This window comes from Streptomyces sp. NPDC001351 (assembly GCF_042896045.1).
Classification (GTDB): Bacteria; Actinomycetota; Actinomycetes; order Streptomycetales; family Streptomycetaceae; genus Streptomyces.
Genome location: NZ_JBIAWS010000024.1, coordinates 81,103 through 102,838, shown reverse-complemented (window position 1 = coordinate 102,838; position 21,736 = coordinate 81,103). Strand labels below are relative to the sequence as shown.

The window sequence follows — 21,736 nt, the reverse complement described above, 5'->3', positions numbered from 1 at the left end:
GCCCCGTCCCTGGCGGCGGCACCCTGAACCGACGGTTCGTCAGCCAGGGTGAAGCGGTCGGTCTGGCCGAAGAGGCCGGCGTGGGGGCGGCCGCAAGAACCGCTCGCGCGTGTGCGGAGTCGAGTCCCAGTTTGCCCGGTCCGTGGTAGGCGCTGAGGGCGGCCGGGTAGTACTCGCGCAGGTGGGAGCGGGGCCGGTTGACCATCTGTTGCCGATCCCAGATCGCGTCCTGGTGGGCGCGGGCGAGGACAGCAACGGCTTGCCCGGCTTCGCTGTCTGCGGGCAGCGGGCGATGGGCGTGCCGGTCGGTTGGAAGAATGTTGGCCAGTACCCGGGCGTCAGCGGCGTCGGACTTGGCCCTGGAGACGCTGCCGCGGTCGCGGTAGCGGGCGGCGGCCAAGGGGACGCGGAGACAGCGACAGGGGATGATGGAGGAACGAACACGGCACCCTCGTGGATCTTGCAGCGTAGAGAACTCCGATCCAGAGGTGCCGTGTTCACCCGCTTCCGGGGCCCCTTGCCGCGATCAACCACTCCAAGGGGGGCGAGCCGGGCAGACACCGGGCTCTGGACTGAGAACGGTCAGGAGGGCCACAGTGAGGTCAGTTGGTCCTTGAAGTACACGTTGGCCTCGAACGAGTCGGGGCTGGTGCTGGTGATCTTGTCCGAGAAACCGAAGGCAAGTCGCGGGCCACTGGAGGTCCGCCAGACGGCTATGCCCTGGGGTTCGCGTCCGGGCAAGGAGGCGCCAGCCGTCGTATGGAATTTCCAGCGGTACGCACTTCCGGGATCGTTCATGTCGATGCAGATGATGTACGAGGGCGGGGTGGAATCGCTGCTCGAGGGTGGTCCGCCGAAGAGGAGGTAGGCGTATTGCCCGTATGCGGTGATGCCCTGGAACAGGTCGCTGTCGGTCAGCCCGAGTTCGGCGTTGGTGGGAATCGCCCGCTCCAGCAGGCGCTTGGAAATAACTCCCGAGGACACCACCTCGGACAGGTCGAAGAGCGCCAGACGCCAGGGGGTCGTCGTGCCCATGTACCGAATGAGAAGCCGGTTGTTGTAGGGATCGATCGCCGGACGGGGACAGTCGACGAAGGTCGCGACGTCGACCGTGAACACCTTGAGATACTGCCCGCCGGGATTGAAGTAGTCCAGGTCGCCGCCGTCCTTGTACTTGAATCGGGCAATCTTGTGACTGTTCGGCGGCACAGGCGGCGTGACATGGGGATTCGCGCTCTCCCAGTCGCCTGCCACCCAGATGTAGGGAGATCCGTCGGTGTCGGGCTCGACTCCGATGGACGAGCCGTGGTCGAACGCGTGAATCGCCATGGCTCCGAGCACATTGCCCGAGAGGTCGGTCCTCGACACCCACAGGTCGCCGGTGTCACTGCCCACTTTGGTCTGCACGAAGTAGATGTGCCCGTAGACGTGATCGTAGGCGAACGACTGCATCGCCCAGTAAGGCTGGTGAAGCGTCTGCCGCTGGACGGGATTATCGCCGGTTCCGTCGAGTTTGAAATGCAGGGTCGGATCCACAACGGCGTTGGCCGTACCCGCGGCTGACAGGGAGAGTCCGCCGGTCGCGGCGGCGACGGTCAACGCCGCGCTGCCACGAAGGAATGCGCGCCGGTTCGTACGGTGCGGGCCGCTCTCGTGGGCTATGTCGCTCACATCATCACGCTCCAGGTCGCCTCAGAGATTTTGATCAAACTAGCAGTCAGATCGCGGTGAAAGGAGTGATGAGACTGAACTCGTGAGGGGCGCGGGGGCAGGGCCCCGGTGTGTGCCCGGCTCGTCCCCGGCTTGGAGTGGTTGATCGTGGCAACGGGCCCCGGAAGCGGGTGAACACGGCACCTGTGGATCGGAGTTCTCTGCGCTGCAAGATCCACGAGGGTGCCGAGCCCGCACCAACCGCCCCTGCGTCCTCACCCTCTACCGCATCACATGATCAAACCGGACCATCCAGGCACTCGCCGGGGCCCGGGGGCAGGCGCCGGACGCTGATCTTTCCGTGAATTCCCTGTGCATTAGCTGTGCATCTGCTCTACGTGCCGAAATGTTCGAGGGGTGATGATGGGGGCCATGCAGATTAAAGGCAGCCCCAGGGTGTTTTCAAAGCTTCTTCTTGTTCCGGTGAGAAGTTCCTTGAATGTGGCCGCTTTGGCTTAGGGGACCCTTGCGAGTGACGAATACTGCCGAACATGGCTACAACAGTCCTCGACCCGACCGTCCCCACCGGCGCGATCCGACGCGCGCCATGGAGATCGCCGGTGGGCCAACCGGCGTATGCACGGCCCGCTCTTCTGGTCATCACTATGCTCGCCGCCGCGCTCTACGCGTGGGGGATCGACCACAGTCAGTACCACACGTTCTACGCGAACGCCGCGCGCAGCATGACCGAAAACTGGAAGGCATTCTTCTATGGTTCCTTCGACCCGGGCAATACCATCACACTGGATAAATTGCCTGGATTCCTCTGGCCGCAAGCCATTTCAGCTCGCATTTTCGGGTTTCACCCCTGGGCGCTGACGCTTCCTCAGGTAATGGAGGGAGTGGCCAGCCTCCTGGTGCTCCACCGGGTGGTCCACCGCTGGGGCGGGATCAACGCGGCGCTGATCGCCAGCACGGCGTTCCTGGTCACGCCGGTCGCCGTGGGCCTGTTCCGCACCGCGGTGGAGGATCCGCTGTTCACGCTCTGCGTGCTGCTGGCCGCGGAGGCCACGCAACGCGCCGCGGAGGCAGGCCGGTTGCGGCCGCTGGTCATGGCGGGAGTATGGGTCGGCATCGGCTTCCAGTCCAAGATGCTGGAGGCGTGGGCGGTGCTGCCCGCGCTGGCGCTGGTGTACCTGATCTCGGCGCCGATCGCGCTGCGCAAGCGGCTGGCGCACATCGCAGTGTCCGCCGTCGTGATGGCCGCGGTCTCCTGCTCCTGGATGCTCGCCGTCACCCTCACGCCGGCCAAGGACCGGCCCTATGTGGACGGAACCACGAACAACTCCGCTTTCAGCATGGTCGTGGGCTACAACTTCCTGAACCGCTTCTCGTCGCTGGGGATCAGTGCCGCCTCCACCGGCAGCATCAGCGCCACCCAGGGCGGCGGCCGGCACGGCGCGTCAGGCGCCCTGGGGGCGGGCCAGAATGCGGGCGGACGGTACGGCGTGGCCCAGAACGGTGGCCAGTCCGGAGCGACCGCGCCCAGCCGGCCCGGCACGGCTGGGACGGGACAGTACTCGGGTGCGGTCCACCGCGGTTCCGGGGCTCACCACCGCAGTACGCAAGGCGGCTTCGGCGGTGCCTCCGGTTCCGACTCCGCCCTGGGGCAGCGCTTCGGTTCCGCTTCCGCTTCCGTTTCCGGACAGTGGGCTGGAAGTGCCGCTCAGCAGGGGGCTGGGCAGCAGTCGGCCGACGGGCACGGTGGCCTGCAGGGCCGTGGCGGCGGAGGCGGCGGTTGGGGCGGTGACCAGAACGGCTGGTCGAAGATGTTCGGCTCGCCGCTCGCCTCGCAGACCGGCTGGCTCTACCCCCTGGCCGTCATCGCCATCGCCTGCGGCTTGTGGTGGCGCCGCAGCAAGCCCCGCACGGACCGGATCCGGATCGGCTTCGTCATGTGGGGCACCTGGCTGGCCACGTACTTCCTGGTCTTCAGCGCGGGCAGCGTCGGCGGCCACACGTACTACATGGGTGTGATCGCGGTGCCGCTGGCGGCGCTCGCCGGTGGCGGTATGACGCTGCTGTGGCACGCGTACCGGGCCGGTGGCCGCCGCGCCTGGGTGCTGCCCAGTGCGGTCGCCGCGACGGCCGCGTGGGGTGCGTACATAGCCAGTGGGTTCCCGACCTTCCTGCCGTGGCTGACGCCCGCCGTGGGCGTGCTCGCCGTGGCCGCCATCGTGCTGCTCGTCCTCGCCCGCACCGGCGTCCGGTCCGGCGGGCGGCTCGCCCTCGCCGGTCTCGCCGCGTCGCTGGCGGCGATGCTGTTCGCGCCCAGCGCATGGGCGGTGCAGGTGTTCAACCCGTCGTACGGCAGCTCCGGCATGGGCTCGGTCGGTCCGTCCGGCGGCAGAGGCGGCGGGGGAGGGGGCCACGGCCAGCCGAAGCCGGCGACCGGCCGGATGGGCCAGCCGCCGTGGGACGGCGCTCTCGGCAACAGCACGGCGCACGGTGGCGGCATGGGCGGCTTCGGCGACAGCGGCGGCCAACTGACCACACAGCAGCAGAAGTTGCTTGACTACACCACCGCCCACCGCGGTTCCGCGCAGTACGTCTTCGCCGCCACAAGCTGGAGCGGTGCCTCGCCGTACATCCTCGCCAAGGGCGCCGACGTGCTCCCGCTGGGCGGCTTCACCGGCAGGGTGCCGTTCCCCACGCAGAGTCAGTTCCAGCAGTTGGTGAACTCGGCCAAGCTCAAGTACGTACTGGTCAGCGAGGGCAGCCGGGGCATGGGCGCGACGTTCGGCGACAGCTCCTCCGGTACGACCAGCACCACCCAGATCACCGAATGGGTCAAGTCCAACTGCACCGTGGTACCGGCCTCGGCCTACGGCGGAACGCAGTCGTCGGCGGCGGCCACCAACGGGTTCCCCGGACCCGGTAGGGGTGAGGCCGCCGCGACCCAGACCCTGTACCAGTGCGGCACCACCCGTTGACCGGGCCGGCAGCTGGTCCCGGGCTTGCGAGCAAGAGGGTGATCCGGCTGGCGGACCACTTTTTGTCGGGCCGCAGCCGCTCGATCCGTTCGACGGCATCAGGGGTGGGGCGGCGTTCCCCGAGCCTTCGGCGTCCCTCGATGTTCACCTGGCGCAACTCCGAGCAGCAGCACGCGGACCCGCTGTCGCCCACGACAAGCTCGGCCTGCCGGGCGTCGCCTCGTCCTTCGGCTTCGACGACCTCATCGAGGACGCGGACGGCTGTCTGTTCGCCAGGGCGGTGCTGGGCGGCAAGACCATCGTCGACGCCGTGAAGGACCATTACAACGGCAGTGGCGGCCTGACCCGCTTCAACGACTGGTTCACGGGGCGCTGAGGCAACGCCTCGGACTGCCAGGACTCCGCCCGCAACGCCCTCACCGCGCTTGACTGAACCCTCTCGGTCGCCCAGGCGTACCTCGTCACCGGCGCAGGGGCGGTACTCCCGTCCGACTACCAGGACCTGCCGGGCGGCTACGACAAGCTCAGAGACTTCGAGCAGGGCTTCGTCGACGCACTGCTCGCCCGCATGGGAACGGAGAAGCGGAACCTGTCCGTGTACAAGGAGAACCACGCGCGCTACCTGAAGGCGGCGCGCGCCCGCTGAAGAAGCTGAACACAGCAGAGAGCCAGGCAGAAGGCATGAGGGCATGAGGGCATGAAGGCACTAGGACTCCTCACGGTCATCGCCGTACTCGGCGCATGGCTGGTGTGGAACGCGTGGAACGTGTTCCGCCTCGTCACCGGCGTACGGGACGGCTCGTGGCGGCGCCCCATGTGGTGGACGAGTCTGTGCTCCGTCGCGCTCTTCGTCGGCGTCGCCGCATGGGTCCGAGGCCTGTTCGCCACCGGCCTGGACATCCGCAAGACCTGCCTCTTCGTCCACCACGAGCGCTACGACGAGGCGTACCGGCGTACCCACGCCGCCGAATTCGACAAGATTTTCCCGCTGCACAACATGTGCAACGCGCACGCGGACCTGGTCCTCGCTTGGGTCAACCCGACGACCGGGGTCTGCGGAGTCTTCGCACTGGTCGCGGCTGCGGTCCTTTTGTGGTTCGTGACCGCACACGCCATCAGACTTTCCCAACCTGCGAGAAAGGAGCACCAGTTATGACTTCGACTGGTCTGTCACGAGGTCGCTTCATCGGGGCCTTCCTTCGTGGGCCCGCCGCGTCCCGGGGCTACGGAGACGCCGTGGCCGAACGCCTCGCGAACCTCGCTTGATGGGGCAGCCGACGCGTCGGCGACGCTTGAGGGTCTTTTCGTTCCGGCTGCTCCTTTCTGCCCCCAATACGCTCCCGGGCGCTGCCTCTCGCCGCCTGGCGGGGCGACCGAGGTCGCCCACGTCGCCGACGATCCGCACGTCCTCCTCGAAGGTGAGGCGCTCGACGGGGGCGCCGTCGGGCAGCCATGCGCTCGGCGGGCATGGCCTCACGGTTTCTTCGGCAAGCACGCGCATGCAGACGAGGTGGCGATCCGGCGCGCCCACGGGCTGGCCGCGATGGAGAGCCTCTTCCTGATGCTCATGGGGAACAACGGAGATCGGGGCCTGCCCGGCGGCAAGCCGCACTGGGGACGCGCAGGGCGGGCGGCACTCGGTCGTGTTCTGAAGGCGTGTGAGGCACACTTCTGTAAACCTGTTCTCGATCTTGGGTGAGAGCCATGCCGCAGCCTGACTTCGGCGTTGACCAGCCCCGGTGGCGTCGTGGCGCCGCCGACCGGTGGTGCTGACCAAGGTGGGAGGACGGGCAGCCGCTCCCCGGTGAAGGCGTCCGGCGGCGCGGCGTGCCTCGCGTCGTGGACGCCGTGCGGCAAGGATGGCGGGTCATGACGATCGTGTTCCGGGTCCCCGCCGGCGGTGCGGAGCGGGTGGGGTTCGCCTACTCGCCGACGATGGAGGCCGTACTGAGTCTCCATGTGCTGGTGGAGCCCAAGCACCACCCCGTGCAGCACGGCTGGGTGCGTGCGATGCGCAAGCTGTCCCCGGCGCTGAAGCGGGAGATCGAGGCGTTCTCCTACGCGGTGCGCTCGTATTTCCCCGAGTTCCTCTTTCCGCAGCCGACCGGCCGACTGGCGGACTTCGAAGACGAACTGGCCGGCCTGCGCGGGGCGGATCCGGAGCTGGTCCGCCTGGAGTTCGCCGTCCCCCTGCTCACGCCATGGCCGGGCGGCGGCGAGGGCAGAGATCCGCAGGTGCTTGACGAACCGGAGGTACGCCGCCTGCTGCGGGAGCGAGTCGCCAGGGAAAGCGACGAATCGATGGCCGCGATGCTCCTCGACGACCCCCGCGCGCTGCTCGAACGGTTCCTGAGCATGCTGGAGCGCTACTGGCGGGAGGCCTTCGAGGAGGAATGGGCACGGCTCGAACCCGAACTCGCCGCCGGCGTCAGTGAGGCCGGACGTCAGATCGAGGAACGCGGCCTGTACGGGATGCTGCGCGGGCTGTGGCCGGAAGTGCGCAGCGATCCGCGCGCCGAACGCTTCTGGCTGGAGCGACCGCACGACCACGAGGTCGCCATCGGCCCGGACGACACACTCGTGCTCGCCCCCAGCGCCTATGTGTGGCCGCACGTACGCGTCAACTGCGACGGTCCCTGGCCCCTCGGGCTCGTCTTCCCCCTCTCTTCGATCGTCCGGGAAGCCCGCCCGAGGATTCCGCCGACCAGACTCGTCGGCACGCTCCGCGCGCTCGCCGACGACACCCGGCTGCGCGCCCTCAGGCTGCTCGCCGAACGCCCGCGCAGCACGCAAGAGTTGGCCCCGCTCGTCGGCGTCAGCGAGGCCGCCCTGTCCAAGCACCTGCGGGTGCTGGCGGACGCGGGCCTGCTGGAGCGCCGCCGCGAGGGCTATTACGTCCTGTACCGGCTCGCGCCCGGACAGGTGACGGGCCTGACCCCCAGCCTGGAAGGCTTCCTGCACGGCGACGGCGAGGTGACCGAGGACGACTGATTAGCCATCTGACTAATAAGTGGATCAGACTCGTGACGGGATCCGACAGTGGCGGCATGTCACTGCTGAGGGACCGCAACTTCCTGCTTCTCTTCGCCGGCCAGGGCGTCTCACGCTTCGGCGACGGCCTGTACACCGCCGCGACCGCGTGGCTGGCCTGGTCACTGACGAAGGACCCCACGGCTGTCGCCGTGGTGAGTGTCTCCGCGTTCGCGCCCGCGTTCGTGGCCACCTTCGTTGCCGCCTCGTATGCCGACCGCTGCGACCGCCGGAAGCTGATGATCGCCACCGACCTGGCCCGTCTCGCCGTGGTGGCCGTGGCTTTCGTCCTGCTCTCTCTCCACCTGCTGAACCTGGCCCTGCTCGTGGCGACTACGGCACTGCTGGCGCTGATCGGTGCACCGTTCGCCCCGGCCCGCAACGCCATCGTCACGCAGATCGTGCCGGACGACCGCCTCCAGCAGGCCAACGGACTGCTGCAAGTCGCCTTCCGTGCCGCCTTCTTCGTCGGCCCGCTCATGCTCGCGCCGCTGCTGGCCTTCGGCTCCCTGCAGTCGGCGCTGGCGGTCAACGGCCTGACCTTCCTGGGCTCGGCGGCCGCCGTGGCCGCCATCCGCGTGACCCGCCCCGCTCCGAGCGGCGGTCAGACGGGGCTGTGGTCCGATCTCGGCGCCGGGCTCAGGGCCGTGCGGGCCGCCCCCGACGTACTCGTGGTCATCGTGACCTTCGTGCTCGCCCTCGCCCTGACCAACGGATTCCTGACCGTCGGGCTGGTCGCGGTCGTGGGACAGGGCGGCCGGTACGGCCTGCTGCTCGGCGTCGCCGGGGTCGCCGAAGTGGTGGGCGCCCTGCTCCTGGCCGGTCTGCGCATCCGCCGACTCGCCCTGGCCGCGGTGCTGGCGTGGGCCCTGCTCGGGATCTTCCGGGCCCCGCTGGGAACGGTCACCTCCCCTGCTGTGGCGGCGGTTCTGCTGACCGCCACGGGGCTGGCCTCGGCCCTCACGGACATTCCCCTGATCGCACTGGTGCAGCAGCGCATACCGAGCCACCATCTGGCGAAGGCGCTCGGCCTGTGGGAGGCAGGGGTGGCAGGAGCCCTGGCGATCTCCCCCTTTGTCGCCTCGACCACCATCACCCTCGCCGGAGCCGCGAACGCCTTCCTGCTTTCGGGATCCGCCGTTGTCGTCCTGGCCGTGACCGCCGCGCTCGCCCTCGCATGCGCCGGGCCAAGGCAGCCAGGTCAGGAGCTCTTCGTCACGGCGGACGGCACGGCAAGCGTCGCGGGGCCGGACGAGACAGCGGTGATCACGGCTAAGCCGGAATGACTGCGCCGATCACCGCTGTGCGCGGTCAGCTCAGGCCACTGTTACCGCAGCCTGATACGCGGGCGAGACTGGCGATCTGATCTACCGTCATGTCGCTCGTGCAGAGCAGCTTCGTCGCAGCGCCATCCGCCGGACACCCAGACAAGCGAGCGGTGTCGCCATCGACTCGCCGGCAAGTGTGAGCCGATCCGCCCTGCGACGACCGTCCTGAGCTGGTCCTGCCTCCGGCGGGAAGCGGCGACACCGAATACGGACTGTCCGCCGTCTTCAGCCAGGACCCGCCCGCGGCCCTGCAGATCGCGCAGCGCATCCGGTCCGGGATACGCACATCGACCACCGTCGAAGAAGAACCCCAGATGCCGTTCGGCGGTGGGAGCCGGCGGATGGGGACGCTCCCGATCCCGTGCTGCTCTCGAGGAAGCAGCCGGACTGCGCTGGATCACCGTCCAGTCCGGCGCCTGCCACTACCCCGTCTGACCCATGGACCAGGTACGTCGGCCACCGCGACACCGAGGTTCCGGCTGTACGCCGGACCCGGGTGTCGGGCACATTGCTCGTCAACACCGGAGCACCGTTGCCCAGCGCCACGAGCGACCAAGGCCTTTCACTTCCTGCATGTCACGTTGTTCGCGGGCTCTGCCGAGCTGGTGTACGCGTGGACGTGACGGCCAAGTCCCGTAGCGCGGTGACGGATTTGCGCAGTCCGTAGGCGACCACCGTCGCCGTTCCGTCGGCATGGGTCCAGGTCAGCAGCGCGCGTCCCTCGGCCACGCTGCCCTGCAGTGTCGTCGGTTCGCCGATGAGCGGCAGACGGCCGACGACCTTGACAGCGAGATCGGCGACCGCGGTCCAGAAGTAGTCGTCCTGTGATGGTCCGTCGGGACAGAGGCCGAGGGCGGAGGCCGCCGCGGTCCTGCCCTGGGCGACGGCGTTGGACCAGAAGGGCGAGCGACGGTCGGGCCGGGTGCCGTCGCCACGGAGGTAGGTGACGTCACCGGCGGCGAACACGCCGGGCACGGTGGTGGCGCAGGCGTCGTCGATGCCGACCCCGAGGCGGTCGGCGAGGCCCGTCCCGGCCAGCCAGTCCACGCAGGGCACCTCTCCGGCGCAGGTGACTACGAGGTCCGCGGTGAGCTCGGTGCCGTCAGGAAGCGCCACGCCGTTCACGGGGTGGCCGATCAGGGCGGCCAAGCCGGTCGCCTGTACGAAGTGGATTCCGTACGCCGCAGCGCGTGCGGTGATCGCGGTGGACAGGTGACCGCCGAGGATGCGCTCCAGCGGCGGGTCGACGTCCACGACGGTGACCGGGATGCCACGGGCGGCGCAGGCGCTGGCCACCTCCATGCCGAGGAAGCCTGCGCCGACCACGATCGCCGATCCGGCGTCCGCCAGGCGGGCGCGAAGCAGGCGGGCGTCGTCCAGGGTGCGCAGGACGAGTTCGCCCCGCTGCCCGGGGGCTGCGAGCCGTCGGGCGTTCGCCCCGGTGGCGACGATCAGCGCGTCGTAGCCGACCTGCCGGCCGTCGGCGGTCGTCACGACGCGGCGCCGGATGTCGGCCCCGACGGCCGCCGAGCGGATGACGTCGATGCCGAGCCCGTCGAGGGCCGGCCCCAGGGCGTGGTCGGCGGCCGGATCCTTCAGAACCGCCTTGGACAGCGGCGGGCGGGAGTAGGCGCCGTGCTCCTCGGCGCCGATGATCGTGACGGGCCCGGTGTGGCCGAGGGTGCGAAGGTGGCGCGCGGCGGTGGTGCCGGCGAGTGACTCGCCGACGACGAGCACCGAGCACGGTGCCGTCACGACAGGACTCGCAGGGCGGCGACCGGGCAGGCGTTGACGGCCGCGCGGGCGGCGGACTGATGTGCGTCGGGGACTTCGGTGCCGTCGAAGTGGTAGGTGAGTTCGGCGTCGTCGTCCAGGCTGAAGATGTCGGGAGCCTGGTCGGCGCACAGGCCGTGGCCTTCGCAGCGTGGATAGTCGACGGAGATCTTCATGGTGGGGTCCTCAACGGTCCTCGAAGGGGGCGTGCGGCGGGGTCAGGCGGGGATGAGTTCGAGCGGCAGGCGCTCGAGGCGGTGGATGACGTTGTTCAGCGCCCACTCAGGTGTGCCGACGGGCTCTATGCGGTCGACACGCGCGACCAGGGCGCTGAGCAGTGCGGAGGTCTCCAGGCGGGCCAGGCCCTGGCCGGCGCAGCCGTGGGTGCCCTGTCCGAAGCCGAGTTGGCGGGCGGCGTCGCGGCGGATGTCGAAGGTGTCCGGGTCGTCCCACTCCAGCGGGTCGCGGTTGGCGGAGCCGTAGAGAACCAGCACCCGGGAGCCCTTGGGGAGGGGGACACCCGCGAGTTCCGTGTCGCGGGCGGCGGTCCGGGAGAAGCCTCGGATCGGCGACTCGTAGCGGACGATCTCGTTGACCGCTTTCGGGACGAGGTCGGGGTCCGTCTTCAGCAGGTGCCACTGTTCGGGGTGGGTGGCGAACAGGTGCAGGGCGCTGGAGATGGCGCTGATCGTGGTGTCCAGGGACGGCGCCAGGTAGTCGATCATCATCGTGGCGCACTCGGCCGGCATGATCCGGCCCTCGTCGCTGGCGCGCAGCAGGTCGTGGCCCATGCTGCCGTCCAGGACGGACCGGTCCCGTACGACACCGCGCGCGTAGCGCATCATGCCCAGGGACGCCGGAAGTGTGCGTACCGCCTGGCAGTTGAGCGGGCCCAGCGCGTCGAAGGTGGCGCCGGCCCAGCGCAGCAGGTGCTCGCGGCCCTGCTGGGGCCAGCCGACCAGGTCGGGGACGACGGACATCGGCAGGGCCGTGGCGACCTCGACGGCATCCACCCTCCGGCGGGCGACGGCGGCGGCGACCACGGAGGCCGCCTGTTTCTCGACTGTGTCCTTCATCGTGCGCAGCGCCCTGGGGGTGAGGCGGTGCGCGAGGAGGGAGCGGCGGCGGGCGTGGTCGTCGCCGTCACTGAACAGGGTGGTGCCCTGGCCCACACGGTTGGCGACGGGGTTGAGGGCGACGCCGTCCGAGGAGGCGAAGGTCTCGTCGTCCAGCAGCACCTGCTTGCATTCGGCGTAGCGCGGCAGGGCGTAGACCTTGTGCCTGCTCAGCCAGACCACGGGGCCGAGGTCACGCAGCGCGGCGTAATGCGGATAGGTGTCACGGATGGCCGAGGCCGAGTACAGATCGGGGTGGTAGACGGGGATCTCCGTACGCATGGGCATGAACAGCCCTCCTGAAGGAGCCGTGAGAGAGCGGAGTCGGGACGTGCGGGCCCAAGCGCAGGCGTGAATCCCCGCGCCCATCCCGTGGCGCAGCCCGGTGATGACGCCCACCCGCCGTCCGCTGAAGCAACACGGCGGCACCGGCCAGGGCACCCGGCACCGCAAGGCCGACACCAGGTGTCTCCGAGCAACGCTGCCGTAATGAGGAAATAATCAAGCCTGACGGAATGCTCCGTCAAGAGCCATGGCAGAGAAGCACGCTGAGCTCATCAAGACCGCGGCGCTCCCTCTTGCCGTCCGTGGCCGGGGGCCGGTCGGCAGCCCTGGCCGGGTGATCGGCCCACGCGAACCGCCCGGCAACTGCGTCAGGACGAGGCGCAAGTCGCACAACGCCCACCCGGCTCGAAGAACCGCAGGCCAGCCCCACGTCACGAGCCTGGGAAGACCGTGAAACGAATCGAACCCTCACCGAACACGTGCGCCTGAAACAGCAGCGAGGTTAGTGATCAAGCCAAGTGTTGTCCCCCAACGCCGGCTCGTCCCCGGCGTCTGCTGTGACTGCGCTCAGTCCAGAGCAGCGATCACCGCTTCAGACACCATCACTCCCGCCTCCTGGATCCGCTGACGCATGGTCCCTTCGTACAGCCAGGCGCAAGCCTCGATCGCCGGGAAGAGTTCGGCGAGGATCAACGCCGCGCGCTTCGGTACGTGGTTTTCTTCCCTCCACGCCGTTCCGCAGCGATCGATCTCCTCCTGCAGCTGAAGGAGCGCCTGCTCATCGAACCCCTCGTTCATACGCAGGGGGATCACGAAACGATCCGCCGCCTCTTCCAGACGACCGATCAAGTCTGTCTCCAAATGTGCCTCCGTCTCGGGCAGTTCGCAGCGCGGTGGGACGATCTTCTCGTGGCTGCTGTGATCACGGCGTCACAGCCGTCCTGGACAGGCCTGTTCACCGGGCTGAGCCCGCGCTGCTTCGGCGAACTGGTGACCGCTCTGCGCCGCGCCCGGTAGGACAGCATGACGGTGCCGGTCACCGCGACATTCAATGCGCCGATGCCGGCGCTGTGGAGCACTCGTCGCCTGCTCACTCCGCTGGCTCCGTCGTCTCCCTCACGGGGCTCGCCCGGTGGCCGGGACGTCGCTGAAGGGTCAGCGGTGGACATGGCCTGCACTCCGGATTGCCGCCACGGCACTCGACGCGCGTGCGGTCCGACTCCGCCCGGCGCGGGCCCCGTTCCACAGGGCCACCCGGTCCAGACCCGTGGACCGTACGGACCCCGTTGCCTCGTGGGGCGTCTTCGTCGTACGACGCGTGTCCCGCCCATGGGCCTGTGCCCCTGCACCTGGTGCCGTTCGGCCCTGGAGGGAGGAGGGGCGGCTTGCGGGCCGGGAACTTGCGAGTCAGGCAGGGTGTGACGCGCGCGGTTCAGGTACATGGCCGGCTCACGCCAGTCGTCGGCCGGAGCATCAAGGACTCCTGACGTGGCGGATGGATCGTCCTGCCAGGCAGCCTCCCCCGACACGTCGTTGCCGCTTGACTCAGGTGTCGAGGAGTTCCGGCACGAAGATGTCCTCGCACGTCAGCCGGCGCTTCGACAGGCCCTGCTCGTGGTGGTAGCGCAAGAAGGTGTCGATGGCCTTGCGGTTCGCGCCGATCCCGTAGGGCCACCAGTCGTCGCCGAGCAGCCGACGGTTCTCCTCGAAAAGCGCGCTGAACCACGGCGTGATGACGCCCATGTGCTGCTTGGCGGCGTCCTCGAGGTACTTGCGCTGGGCGAGTGCCTTGGCTTGTGTGAAGGCGTCGTAGACGGCCCGTGCGAGGCCCCGCCGATGGGCCAGTTCCCTGCGGATCGCGACGATGTGCATCGGGGGGAAGATCCCGGTGCGGCGGTAGTAGTCGCGCTCCACGGCCTCGTAGTCGGGAAACAGACGGGCGACCTTCGGGGAGCCGTCCAGCACCGCCTGCGGTACGTCGACGGAGATCAGTGCGTCGATCTCGCCGGATTCGAGCATGGCACCCAGGGTCTGGCCGTCCTCCGCGTGGCGCACGTCGACGCCGTCCGGGACGGGCTGCGGGACCCAGTCGAAGGCGGGGATGGGGTGGTTGGTGCCGCCGATGACCCAGCGGCACTGGTCGGGGGTCACGCCGTACTCGTCGGCCAGGATGCCCTTCGGCCAGATCCCGGCGTCGTGGCCGTAGAGAGCGAACTCGCCGACGGTCTTGCCGACGAGGTCCTGCGGCTTCTCGATCCCGCTGGCGGTGTTCACGAAGATCGCCGAGTGGCGGAAGTTGCGGTTCGGCAGGATCGGCAGCGCCAGGAACGGTGCATCGTCGAGGTCGAAGGTGCGCAGGAAGTAGGTGAGACCGAACTCGGCAAGGTCGTAGTGCCCCTCAATGGTGCGGCGGAAGATGTCCGACACGAGGGGTGCCGTCTCGAACGTCGCGTCCACGCCGTCGACCGTGACCCGGCCGTCGAGCAGTGCCTCGGTGTGCTCGTAGGCGTAGACGCCGATGCTCAGCTGCATGTTCATCAGTGGACCTCCTCTCGGGGTTCGCGGGAAGGCCCGCTTCCGTAAATGATCATTCACTTTTATGATGGTCCCGGAGTAGTCTCGCCGTCAAGATGAATGTTCATTCACGATGAAGGGGGCAGCCATGCCGCGCCTCACAGCCGAGCGCCGCGAGGCCAAGCGCGCCGAGATCGTCGCGGCGGCCCGCCGCTGCTTCTCCCGCGACGGGTTCCACCAGACCTCGATGCCGGACATCGCCACGGAGGCAGGCGTCTCGGCCGGCGCGCCCTACCGCTACTTCGCGAGTAAGGAGGAGATCATCCTCGCTATTGCGGGCGACGCGTTCCAGCTGATCTTCGAACCGGTTGAGCGGCTGGCCGAGGGCACAGACGCCCCGTCCGTCGCGGAGCTGGTGGCCGCCGCGCTCGACACGATCAGCGGCGAGACGGTGCAGGACGCGGCGGGGCACACGGTCGCAGTCGACGAGTTGCTGCGATGCGTCGTGCAGGCGTGGTCGGAGGTGCTGCGCAATGACGAGGTGCGTGGCCCGGCTGCGGAGGGCTTCGAGAAGGTCCGCGCCAGTATCGCCGACGCGCTGCGACGCGGCCGGGCCGCGGGCGCGGTGCCCGCCGCGATGGACCCGGACCGTGGAGCCCGCTTGGTGATGGGGCTGTTGCACGGATTCCTGCTCCAGCGAGTGGCCTTCGGACTCACGGACACCACCGGCTTCGCAGACGACCTGCACGCCGGGCTGAACCTGTGATGGGCGATGACTGCGCCACGTCGGCGCCGTCGGCTGAGGCAGCAAGACACGAGGGCTATGGACGCGAGTTTCGTTCTCGCGTTCACAGCCACCCGCAGGGAACGGGGGAGGGGGGCTCGGTGGTCGGGGCGTAGCACGCGTCGTCGATACGGGGGCTTCACGGACGTGGTCGATGCCCGGGGTACGAGCGCCAGGCGCTGTCCGGGCGCTCGGGCGTCCGAAACCAACAGGGATCAAAGGCAGGCTCTGAGCTTGTCGCCGCTTGATGGCAGAAAAGACCTGGCCGCCCGGAGCCCGTGACGGTCACAACCGCTCATTGGGATAAGCGACTTGATCGCTGTGTAGGACAACGTCGGCAGGACCGCCCGCGGGACCGCAGAACCACGCTGGGCGGAGGCGGCTGTGCTCAGGATCTGGGCCGGAGTCACATCGGCAAGGAACATCATCTCTGCGTGGTACTCGACGGCTGTGGCGACCAACGGTTATCCCGCCGGGTCGGTGACGACGAGCCCGAGCTGGAACTCATCCGGGAGGTACTCGCCCTCGCTCGACCAGGGTGAGGTGCTGGGGGCGGTGGACACGAACCGCGGCAGTGCGGTCCTGCTCGTCGGGCTCGTGCTCAAGCACGGACAGCCGATGGTCTGCCTCACCGGCCTGGCCATCCACCGTGCCTCAGCCGGCTACCGCGGCCAGGGCCAGACCGATGCCGAGGATGCCTGCGGCATCGGCAGATCAATCGGCTGTGTGAACAGCTGCTGGAGATCTTCCCCGCCTTGGAGCGTGCGCTGCCCCGGAAAACCCGGGGCTGGTCGTGGGTGGGCATGAGGCAGGGGAGTCGGCTCCTCCGGAGGGTTACCGAACACCGGGAGGACCCGCGATCTGCGTCAGGGTGGGAAACCTCATGTGTTCCATGAGGCTGGCGGTGGAAGGCCGTTGACCTGCGCAGGCGGCCGGGTCAACGGCGTCACTTGGACCGGCCGGAGGTTGAACTCAAACTCAGACGCCTAGGGTGCGGTTCACTGTCCTGCGCCGTCTGCGAGGGCGCGGGTGAGGCCCGTGAGGATGTCCTCGAGGACGGCTTGGGAAGTGGCGAAGTTCACCCGCAGGAACGCGTCAGCGCCGGGGCCGAAGGGGGTGCCCCCGTCCAGCAGGACGTTGCCCGCCTTCAACACCCTTTCGGTGGGCGGTTCATCGAGGTCGAGCGGCCGGGTGTCGATCCAGGCCAGGTAGGTGGCCTCCGGCGGGTGGTGACGCAGGCGCGGCATCAGGGCGCGCAGCACCTCGGAGAGCCGTCGGCGGTTTCGGTCCAGGACGGTGAGCAGATCGCGCTGCCACGCATCGCCGTCGCGCCATGCGGCTTCGGTCGCGACGACTCCGAGCGGCGACACGGTGCCGTACAGGTCCGGCGGTTGTGCGTCACGCAGTGCCAGGAGCCGGTCCGGGCCGTAGTGGGTGACGGCGCAGCGGATGGCGGCGAGGTTGAAGGCCTTGGTGGCGGACGTCAGTGTCACCGTCCGCTGCGCCGCATCGGACGAGAGGCTCGCGAAGGGGATGTGCTGATGCGGGGCGTAGGTCAATTCGGCGTGAATCTCGTCGCTGACCACCAGCAGATCGTGCCGGCGGGCGATGGCTGCGACTTCCTCCAGCTCCTGCCGGGTCAGGACACGACCTGTCGGATTGTGCGGGTTGACCAGGACGAGCACCTTGCACGCCGCATGCCTGACTGCCGCGTCCAGGGCGGCGAAGTCCATGCGCCAGCCCTCGTCGGTGTCCTTCATCGGAATGGGCACGGCCCGTCGCCCCATCGTCTCCAACGTGGCGAGGAACGGCGGGTAGTTGGGTGTCTGGATGGCGACCGCGTCCCCTTCGCTGGTCGCCAGGTGCAGGATCAGCTGCAGGCACTGGATCAGGTCGGTCTGCTCACGGACCCGCTCCGCCGTGGCCGCCCACCCGTAGCGCTCGGTCATCCGGCGGGCGAATGCCGTGCGCAGCGGGCTGCCGTGAGGCCAGTCGGGGTAGCCGAGGTCACGTCGGTCGGCGGCGTCGTGCAGGGCGGTGACCACGGCCGGCGGGATGGGGAAGTCCATATCCGCCACCCAGGCGGGCAGCACGTCCGGTCCTGGGCGGTGCCACTTGACACTGCCGCGGCCGCGCAGCCAGTCGCGGTCGAGATCATCGAAACCGGCTACCAACCGGGATGTCTCGGAGGTCATGAGGAGACTCCCTGCTTGAGCAGATCCCGGGTGATCTGAATCTGGCCGTGGTGCTGAGCGAGTTCTTCGAGCACGTGCAACTGGACCCCCTCCACGCTCAGCGGCCGGTCCGGTCCCTCGAAGTCGGGCGGCGGGGTGTTGCGCGGGGCCGCCGCCGGGGACACCGTGGCGAGGTCGGCCTCCAGGCGCTCGAACAGGTCATTGACGTGGCGGCGCAGGAACTGGACATCTCCCTTCGCGGTGAACTCCGCGGCGCGCTCACGGTCAACGGTCCGACCGGCGATGATGTGCCCGGTCCAGTAGTCGGCGACTGCCGCGCAGTGGTACGTGATGGCGTAGACGGAGTTCGCACCGGGAAGCGGCGGTCGGGCGTTGCCCAGGTCATCACCCAGGTCGTCCAGCGCGCCGAGCATTCCGTCGAGAGCGCGGCGCAGGAAATACAGGTACTCGTTCTGGTCTTGCACGGCGGTCCTCACTGATGGGGAGGGACGACGCGTCGGTCGCTGCAACAGGGATCCTGTAACCCTCATATGCGGTTACCGATCCACCGTAACGCGCCCCCGTGTAACCCGTCAATGCGGTAGCGACGCCTGTGGGGGCGGAGAAGACCCCTGCTATGCAGCACCCCGTCGAAGATCGCGACACCAGGTGCTGGGCGCTCCGCTTTTATTTGCAACCCTATTGACAGGTTACGTGCTCGGTGGGACGGGGAGCCGCAATCCCGCTCCCCCCTCAAGCGGGCCCTGAGGACCCATGAACGAGAACCGCGCCCCGGCAGTCCGGGCGACAAGATCCCTCACCGAGCACCACGGAATCGACGGGATCGACAACAGCAGCCGACACGCGAGTAAGGGAGCGAGAGCCCGTAAGACCTCCGGCGCCATCCGCCCAGCGGCATCGACGGCCTGCACCGGGCTCCGTGCCGCTGGGGGTTCGCCTCACCCTCGGCGTAGGACGAGGGGGCTCGTCTGAACTCTTGCAGCCCAGACGACCCGGTCGGCGCGGTCCTCGGGCAGGCCGCGCCCTTCCTCGGAAGGAATCGGCTGGAGACGAGCAGGTGTTGCCGTGCTCACTCGGCCGCGGACTCCTGCTTCTTCCGCTTCCGGTGCCGAGCGACCTTCTCTCGGTTCCCGCACTCCGCCATCCCGCACCACCGTCGGGCACCAGCATGAGAGAGATCGACGAAGAGGCGCGTGCACTCCGGATTGGCGCACTCCTTCATGCGCCGGAAGTGGGCGGAACTCACCAGATCCACCGCGTCGCGTGCCGCCGCACCGAGGATCTCGTCGATACCGCCCGCTCGCGTCAGACGGCCGGATTCATCGAGTTGATGCTTGGGCAGCGGCAGCCGAGCGGCCTCGTTCACTTCAGCCAGGGCGTTCCTGGCGTCGGCAGACTCCGAAGGGGGCCAGGAACCGACGAGCGTGTAGATCGCCTCGCGAAGACGACGGACCCGATCCAGTGCGCGCGCGTCCAAGGGGCTGGGGTCATCCACGAGCTCCGCCTGGCGAACCCAGCGCCGCAGGTCGTCCGGAGAGTTCAGCAACTCCGTGCCAAGACTCCGTCGCCACAACTTGGTGCCCACCAGATCGAGACACAGTCGGCCACTCACAAAAACAAACCCACCCACATGTTCCATATTGACAGGTTACTTTTCCTCTGTCGATATCGAGCGTCTCATGGAGTCGTCATCTAACGCGGGCGAACAAACCCCCGATTGACCTGGTATGACATCGCAGTGACTCCTCAACCGGGGAACGGCCTACCACAGGCGGCGAAGATCGTCTGTAACCACGTAGGAGGAGTAACACAAGAAGTAGGGGGCGGTCCACCAGGGTCCGCACCGGCGGGATGGAGGAGTACTGCCGTCCCAGGCGGAGGCCGAGTACAGGGTGTTCACCGCCGGCGCTCCTCCCTCCCGAACACGGTCGCGCACTAGGAGTCGAGGGCGAAGAACCGGTCCTGGCCCGCGACGTAGACGGTATCGTCGACCACGGCGGCCGCGCTCATGGACCCCGCGTCGAGCCGGGTCCACCGAACGGTGCCGTCAGCCTTGCCCCGGGCGCCAGTTTCTGCGCCGGAGACGCTTTCTGTTCGTCATGCGATCTCACCGCCGACTCGGGTGCGGGGCCGGACACCCTGGGCGGAGTCAACGTGCTGTGGGTGGTCACCCGGTGCCACGACCGGCGTGCACGCAGGTCCGCCGGTGCGACCTGAAAGCGGTGCCGGTCCGGTCAGTCGTAGTGGAGGAAGCGGTGCCACAGCGTGTGCCACGGCTTCACCGGGGCGTGGCAGAGGTAGACGGCGCGTTGCTGTTCCTCGCCGTCGATGCGGTAGCCGCTGTCCAGCCGGCCCTCGATACGGCAGTCGGCGAACTGGGCGGACAGCCAGGCCCGGTCGTCGTAGCCGACGACGACGGCGGTACGGGCGGAGTCGGGCGGGGTGCCCAGGTTGCGAAGGGCGTTCTGGCCGCTGTAGAGCGCCTGCGAGGGAATGCCGTGGGCGGCGCCGTAACGGTCGAGGGCGCCGTACTCGCCGTAGTTGCCGGTGATGATGATCGCGCCCGGGCGGTAGACGGCGGCGATCTGGGAGACGTAGCGCGGCCAGCCGATCTCGTCCCCGAGGCCCTGGTTGGCGTCGGCGAGACGCAGGCTCTGCTGGCTGTGGAGAGAGAGCACCGGTAGGGCGAACGCCACCGAGGTCGCCAGGTTGAGGCCGAGGAGCAGCGCGAACAGCACCCGGCTGTGCCGCTGCTCGGCCAGCGCCCGCGCCACCGGCACGGAACCCACGGCATGCAGGGTCAGCACCAGGCCCATGGCGTAGTAGGGCTGTGCGGCGACGGCGCAGAGCAGCACCAGCAGCAGAAGATATCCGGCGCCGAAGGCGCGCACGGGTCGCAGCACCGGATCGCGCAGCACCCGCAACAGGCCCGCCACAGTGATGTACGACAGGGGCAGGCCGACCGTCAGGAAGAGGAACGGGATGTTCAGCACGCCGCCCAGGGCGCCCTTGTCCGTGCGGAGTGCGCCGGCCATGGTCAGCACCGGGAAGTGGTGGGTGACCTGGTAGACGAGGTTCGGTGCGCCGATCAGCGCGGCCAGCCCCATCCCCGCCCACGGCCACCGCGAGAACAGCACCCGGCGCGGTCCGACCGCGAGCAGGCCGGCGGCCAGCGCGGTCAGGAGCAGCACAACCAGCAGCTTGTTGTACAGACCCACGCCGACCACCGCGCCGACGGCGAGCCACCACCTCGGCCGGTCACGCAGCAGAGCCCGGAGGGCGAACAACGCGACGGCCAGCCACACGACCATGTCCAGCGATGTGGTCACGAACAGGTGACCGAAGGTCAGTACAAGCGTCCCCGAGGAGGCCGTGGCCGCCAGCGTCTGGGCGCCGGGCCCGCCGCCGGTCTCCCGGGCGACCAGCGCACACAGGTACGCCACCGCGCCCGCCGCCAGGACCGCCGGGACCCGGAGCCCGCGTACGGTGTCCCCGAACAGGGCGATCGACGCGCGGGTGAGCAGCGGAGTGGCGGGCGGCTGGTCGACGTACCCCCATGCGGGATGGCGGCCCAGTACCCGGAAGTACAACTCGTCCCGGTGATAGCCGTATCGCGAGGCGGTCATCAGCAGCACCGCCATCACCGCGAACGCCACCACACCGACCGGGAGCCGGGCGAACGCATGACGCTGCGGGCCGGTGTCCGTCACGGCGCGACCGTAGCCGCGCACCACACGGGTACGGAAGCCGTATGCCGTAAGTGGTATGACGCTACGTCAGTTGCCGTTCGGTGCCGCTCGGCCGACGGGCATATTGCCCGGCGTGTCACCGTCGTCGGTGAAGCGGCGGGTACCGGGGAGAGGGCAGCGAGGTCGGGCAGGCGGGGTGTTCGTGGCCGTCACCGCGGCTGCATCGGCCCGGGGCGGGTGCGTCCGGCCTGTTCGGCCGGCTGCCGACAGTGCTTCCGCTCACCACGGGACAGCAGCACGAGCAGACTGGCGCGGGCCGTGGCCCCGGGCTCAACTCGTCCGAACCGGCCCGCGATCCGACCCATGGCCTGGTCGAACAG

At 68.9% G+C, this 21,736-nt stretch carries 17 protein-coding genes and 4 pseudogenes; 8 read left to right on the top strand and 13 right to left on the bottom strand.

Annotated elements, in window-relative coordinates:
• Nucleotides 1-55: 55 nt before the first annotated feature.
• Nucleotides 56-403 (bottom strand): annotated as a pseudogene (locus ACFY1U_RS48440) (transposase); the annotation flags it as partial.
• Between the two features lie 179 nt (nt 404-582).
• Nucleotides 583-1,671, bottom strand: a complete 1,089-nt coding sequence (locus ACFY1U_RS48435; protein WP_390700488.1) for a hypothetical protein — start codon at nt 1,669-1,671, stop codon at nt 583-585.
• A 530-nt stretch (nt 1,672-2,201) separates the two neighbouring features.
• On the opposite strand from ACFY1U_RS48435, the gene ACFY1U_RS48430 reads away from it, so the two are divergent.
• The 6 genes and pseudogenes from ACFY1U_RS48430 to ACFY1U_RS48405 all read left to right on the top strand — a co-directional run bounded on the left by ACFY1U_RS48430 (nt 2,202) and on the right by ACFY1U_RS48405 (nt 8,959).
• A complete protein-coding gene (locus ACFY1U_RS48430; RefSeq protein ID WP_390700487.1) occupies nt 2,202-4,643 on the top strand; it encodes a glycosyltransferase family 39 protein in 2,442 nt (813 codons plus the stop codon).
• Nucleotides 4,594-5,019, top strand: coding sequence for a hypothetical protein (locus ACFY1U_RS48425; RefSeq protein ID WP_390700486.1), 426 nt, complete (start codon nt 4,594-4,596; stop codon nt 5,017-5,019). The genes ACFY1U_RS48430 and ACFY1U_RS48425 overlap by 50 nt, the downstream gene beginning before the upstream one ends.
• 321 nt (nt 5,020-5,340) lie before the next feature.
• On the top strand, nt 5,341-5,799 hold the full coding sequence (locus tag ACFY1U_RS48420) for a hypothetical protein (protein ID WP_390700485.1): 459 nt from the start codon (nt 5,341-5,343) through the stop codon (nt 5,797-5,799).
• Nucleotides 5,800-6,123: 324 nt separating this feature from the next.
• Nucleotides 6,124-6,342, top strand: a pseudogene (locus tag ACFY1U_RS48415) (hypothetical protein); the annotation flags it as partial.
• A gap of 170 nt (nt 6,343-6,512) precedes the next feature.
• A complete protein-coding gene (locus ACFY1U_RS48410) occupies nt 6,513-7,634 on the top strand; it encodes a DUF5937 family protein (RefSeq protein ID WP_390700484.1) in 1,122 nt (373 codons plus the stop codon).
• Between the two features lie 56 nt (nt 7,635-7,690).
• Entirely contained in the window at nt 7,691-8,959 is a 1,269-nt protein-coding gene (locus tag ACFY1U_RS48405) for an MFS transporter (RefSeq protein ID WP_390700483.1), read from the top strand.
• A 618-nt stretch (nt 8,960-9,577) separates the two neighbouring features.
• Here ACFY1U_RS48405 and ACFY1U_RS48400 read toward each other — a convergent pair.
• From ACFY1U_RS48400 to ACFY1U_RS48385, 4 genes are all read right to left on the bottom strand, one after another.
• Nucleotides 9,578-10,756, bottom strand: coding sequence for an NAD(P)/FAD-dependent oxidoreductase (locus ACFY1U_RS48400; protein ID WP_390700482.1), 1,179 nt, complete (start codon nt 10,754-10,756; stop codon nt 9,578-9,580).
• Complete coding sequence (locus tag ACFY1U_RS48395; protein WP_390700481.1) at nt 10,753-10,950, bottom strand: ferredoxin; 198 nt, start codon at nt 10,948-10,950, stop codon at nt 10,753-10,755. The genes ACFY1U_RS48400 and ACFY1U_RS48395 overlap by 4 nt, the downstream gene beginning before the upstream one ends.
• A 42-nt stretch (nt 10,951-10,992) precedes the next feature.
• Nucleotides 10,993-12,177 carry a cytochrome P450 gene (locus ACFY1U_RS48390; protein ID WP_390700480.1) on the bottom strand — a complete coding sequence of 395 codons (1,185 nt, stop codon included), beginning with the start codon at nt 12,175-12,177 and terminating at the stop codon, nt 10,993-10,995.
• A gap of 564 nt (nt 12,178-12,741) precedes the next feature.
• Nucleotides 12,742-13,023, bottom strand: a complete 282-nt coding sequence (locus ACFY1U_RS48385; RefSeq protein ID WP_390700479.1) for a hypothetical protein — start codon at nt 13,021-13,023, stop codon at nt 12,742-12,744.
• A 60-nt stretch (nt 13,024-13,083) separates the two neighbouring features.
• On the opposite strand from ACFY1U_RS48385, the pseudogene ACFY1U_RS48380 reads away from it, so the two are divergent.
• Nucleotides 13,084-13,182 (top strand): annotated as a pseudogene (locus tag ACFY1U_RS48380) (IS5/IS1182 family transposase); the annotation flags it as partial.
• Between the two features lie 537 nt (nt 13,183-13,719).
• On the opposite strand, the gene ACFY1U_RS48375 reads toward ACFY1U_RS48380, so the two are convergent.
• Nucleotides 13,720-14,712, bottom strand: a complete 993-nt coding sequence (locus tag ACFY1U_RS48375; protein ID WP_390700478.1) for a PhnD/SsuA/transferrin family substrate-binding protein — start codon at nt 14,710-14,712, stop codon at nt 13,720-13,722.
• A 124-nt stretch (nt 14,713-14,836) separates the two neighbouring features.
• Here ACFY1U_RS48375 and ACFY1U_RS48370 point away from each other — a divergent pair, with 124 nt between their 5' ends.
• Nucleotides 14,837-15,454, top strand: coding sequence for a TetR/AcrR family transcriptional regulator (locus tag ACFY1U_RS48370; RefSeq protein WP_390700477.1), 618 nt, complete (start codon nt 14,837-14,839; stop codon nt 15,452-15,454).
• 482 nt (nt 15,455-15,936) lie between these two features.
• Here the strand turns inward: ACFY1U_RS48370 and ACFY1U_RS48365 are convergent, their stop codons facing one another.
• The 6 genes and pseudogenes from ACFY1U_RS48365 to ACFY1U_RS48340 all read right to left on the bottom strand — a co-directional run bounded on the left by ACFY1U_RS48365 (nt 15,937) and on the right by ACFY1U_RS48340 (nt 21,377).
• Nucleotides 15,937-16,077 carry a hypothetical protein gene (locus ACFY1U_RS48365; protein ID WP_390700476.1) on the bottom strand — a complete coding sequence of 47 codons (141 nt, stop codon included), beginning with the start codon at nt 16,075-16,077 and terminating at the stop codon, nt 15,937-15,939.
• 393 nt (nt 16,078-16,470) lie between these two features.
• Nucleotides 16,471-17,667 (bottom strand): MalY/PatB family protein, encoded by a 1,197-nt coding sequence (locus tag ACFY1U_RS48360; protein ID WP_390700475.1) that lies wholly within the window; start codon nt 17,665-17,667, stop codon nt 16,471-16,473.
• Nucleotides 17,664-18,131: a DinB family protein gene (locus ACFY1U_RS48355; RefSeq protein WP_390700474.1), complete on the bottom strand. Its 468-nt coding sequence runs from the start codon at nt 18,129-18,131 to the stop codon at nt 17,664-17,666. The genes ACFY1U_RS48360 and ACFY1U_RS48355 overlap by 4 nt, the downstream gene beginning before the upstream one ends.
• Nucleotides 18,132-18,736: 605 nt before the next feature.
• Nucleotides 18,737-19,306, bottom strand: coding sequence for a CGNR zinc finger domain-containing protein (locus ACFY1U_RS48350; RefSeq protein WP_390700473.1), 570 nt, complete (start codon nt 19,304-19,306; stop codon nt 18,737-18,739).
• 296 nt (nt 19,307-19,602) lie between these two features.
• Nucleotides 19,603-19,701: pseudogene (locus ACFY1U_RS48345) on the bottom strand (PQQ-binding-like beta-propeller repeat protein); the annotation flags it as partial.
• 200 nt (nt 19,702-19,901) lie between these two features.
• Nucleotides 19,902-21,377, bottom strand: coding sequence for a glycosyltransferase family 39 protein (locus tag ACFY1U_RS48340; protein ID WP_390700472.1), 1,476 nt, complete (start codon nt 21,375-21,377; stop codon nt 19,902-19,904).
• Nucleotides 21,378-21,736: the final 359 nt, after the last annotated feature.

Coding starts and splice junctions, on each gene's coding strand:
- ACFY1U_RS48430 (WP_390700487.1), top strand. CDS start 2,202: ATGGCTACAACAGTCCTCGACCCGACCGTCCCCACCGGCGCGATCCGA.
- ACFY1U_RS48420 (WP_390700485.1), top strand. CDS start 5,341: ATGAAGGCACTAGGACTCCTCACGGTCATCGCCGTACTCGGCGCATGG.
- ACFY1U_RS48410 (WP_390700484.1), top strand. CDS start 6,513: ATGACGATCGTGTTCCGGGTCCCCGCCGGCGGTGCGGAGCGGGTGGGG.
- ACFY1U_RS48405 (WP_390700483.1), top strand. CDS start 7,691: ATGTCACTGCTGAGGGACCGCAACTTCCTGCTTCTCTTCGCCGGCCAG.
- ACFY1U_RS48395 (WP_390700481.1), bottom strand. CDS start 10,950: ATGAAGATCTCCGTCGACTATCCACGCTGCGAAGGCCACGGCCTGTGC.
- ACFY1U_RS48390 (WP_390700480.1), bottom strand. CDS start 12,177: ATGCCCATGCGTACGGAGATCCCCGTCTACCACCCCGATCTGTACTCG.
- ACFY1U_RS48375 (WP_390700478.1), bottom strand. CDS start 14,712: ATGAACATGCAGCTGAGCATCGGCGTCTACGCCTACGAGCACACCGAG.
- ACFY1U_RS48370 (WP_390700477.1), top strand. CDS start 14,837: ATGCCGCGCCTCACAGCCGAGCGCCGCGAGGCCAAGCGCGCCGAGATC.
- ACFY1U_RS48360 (WP_390700475.1), bottom strand. CDS start 17,667: ATGACCTCCGAGACATCCCGGTTGGTAGCCGGTTTCGATGATCTCGAC.
- ACFY1U_RS48350 (WP_390700473.1), bottom strand. CDS start 19,306: ATGGAACATGTGGGTGGGTTTGTTTTTGTGAGTGGCCGACTGTGTCTC.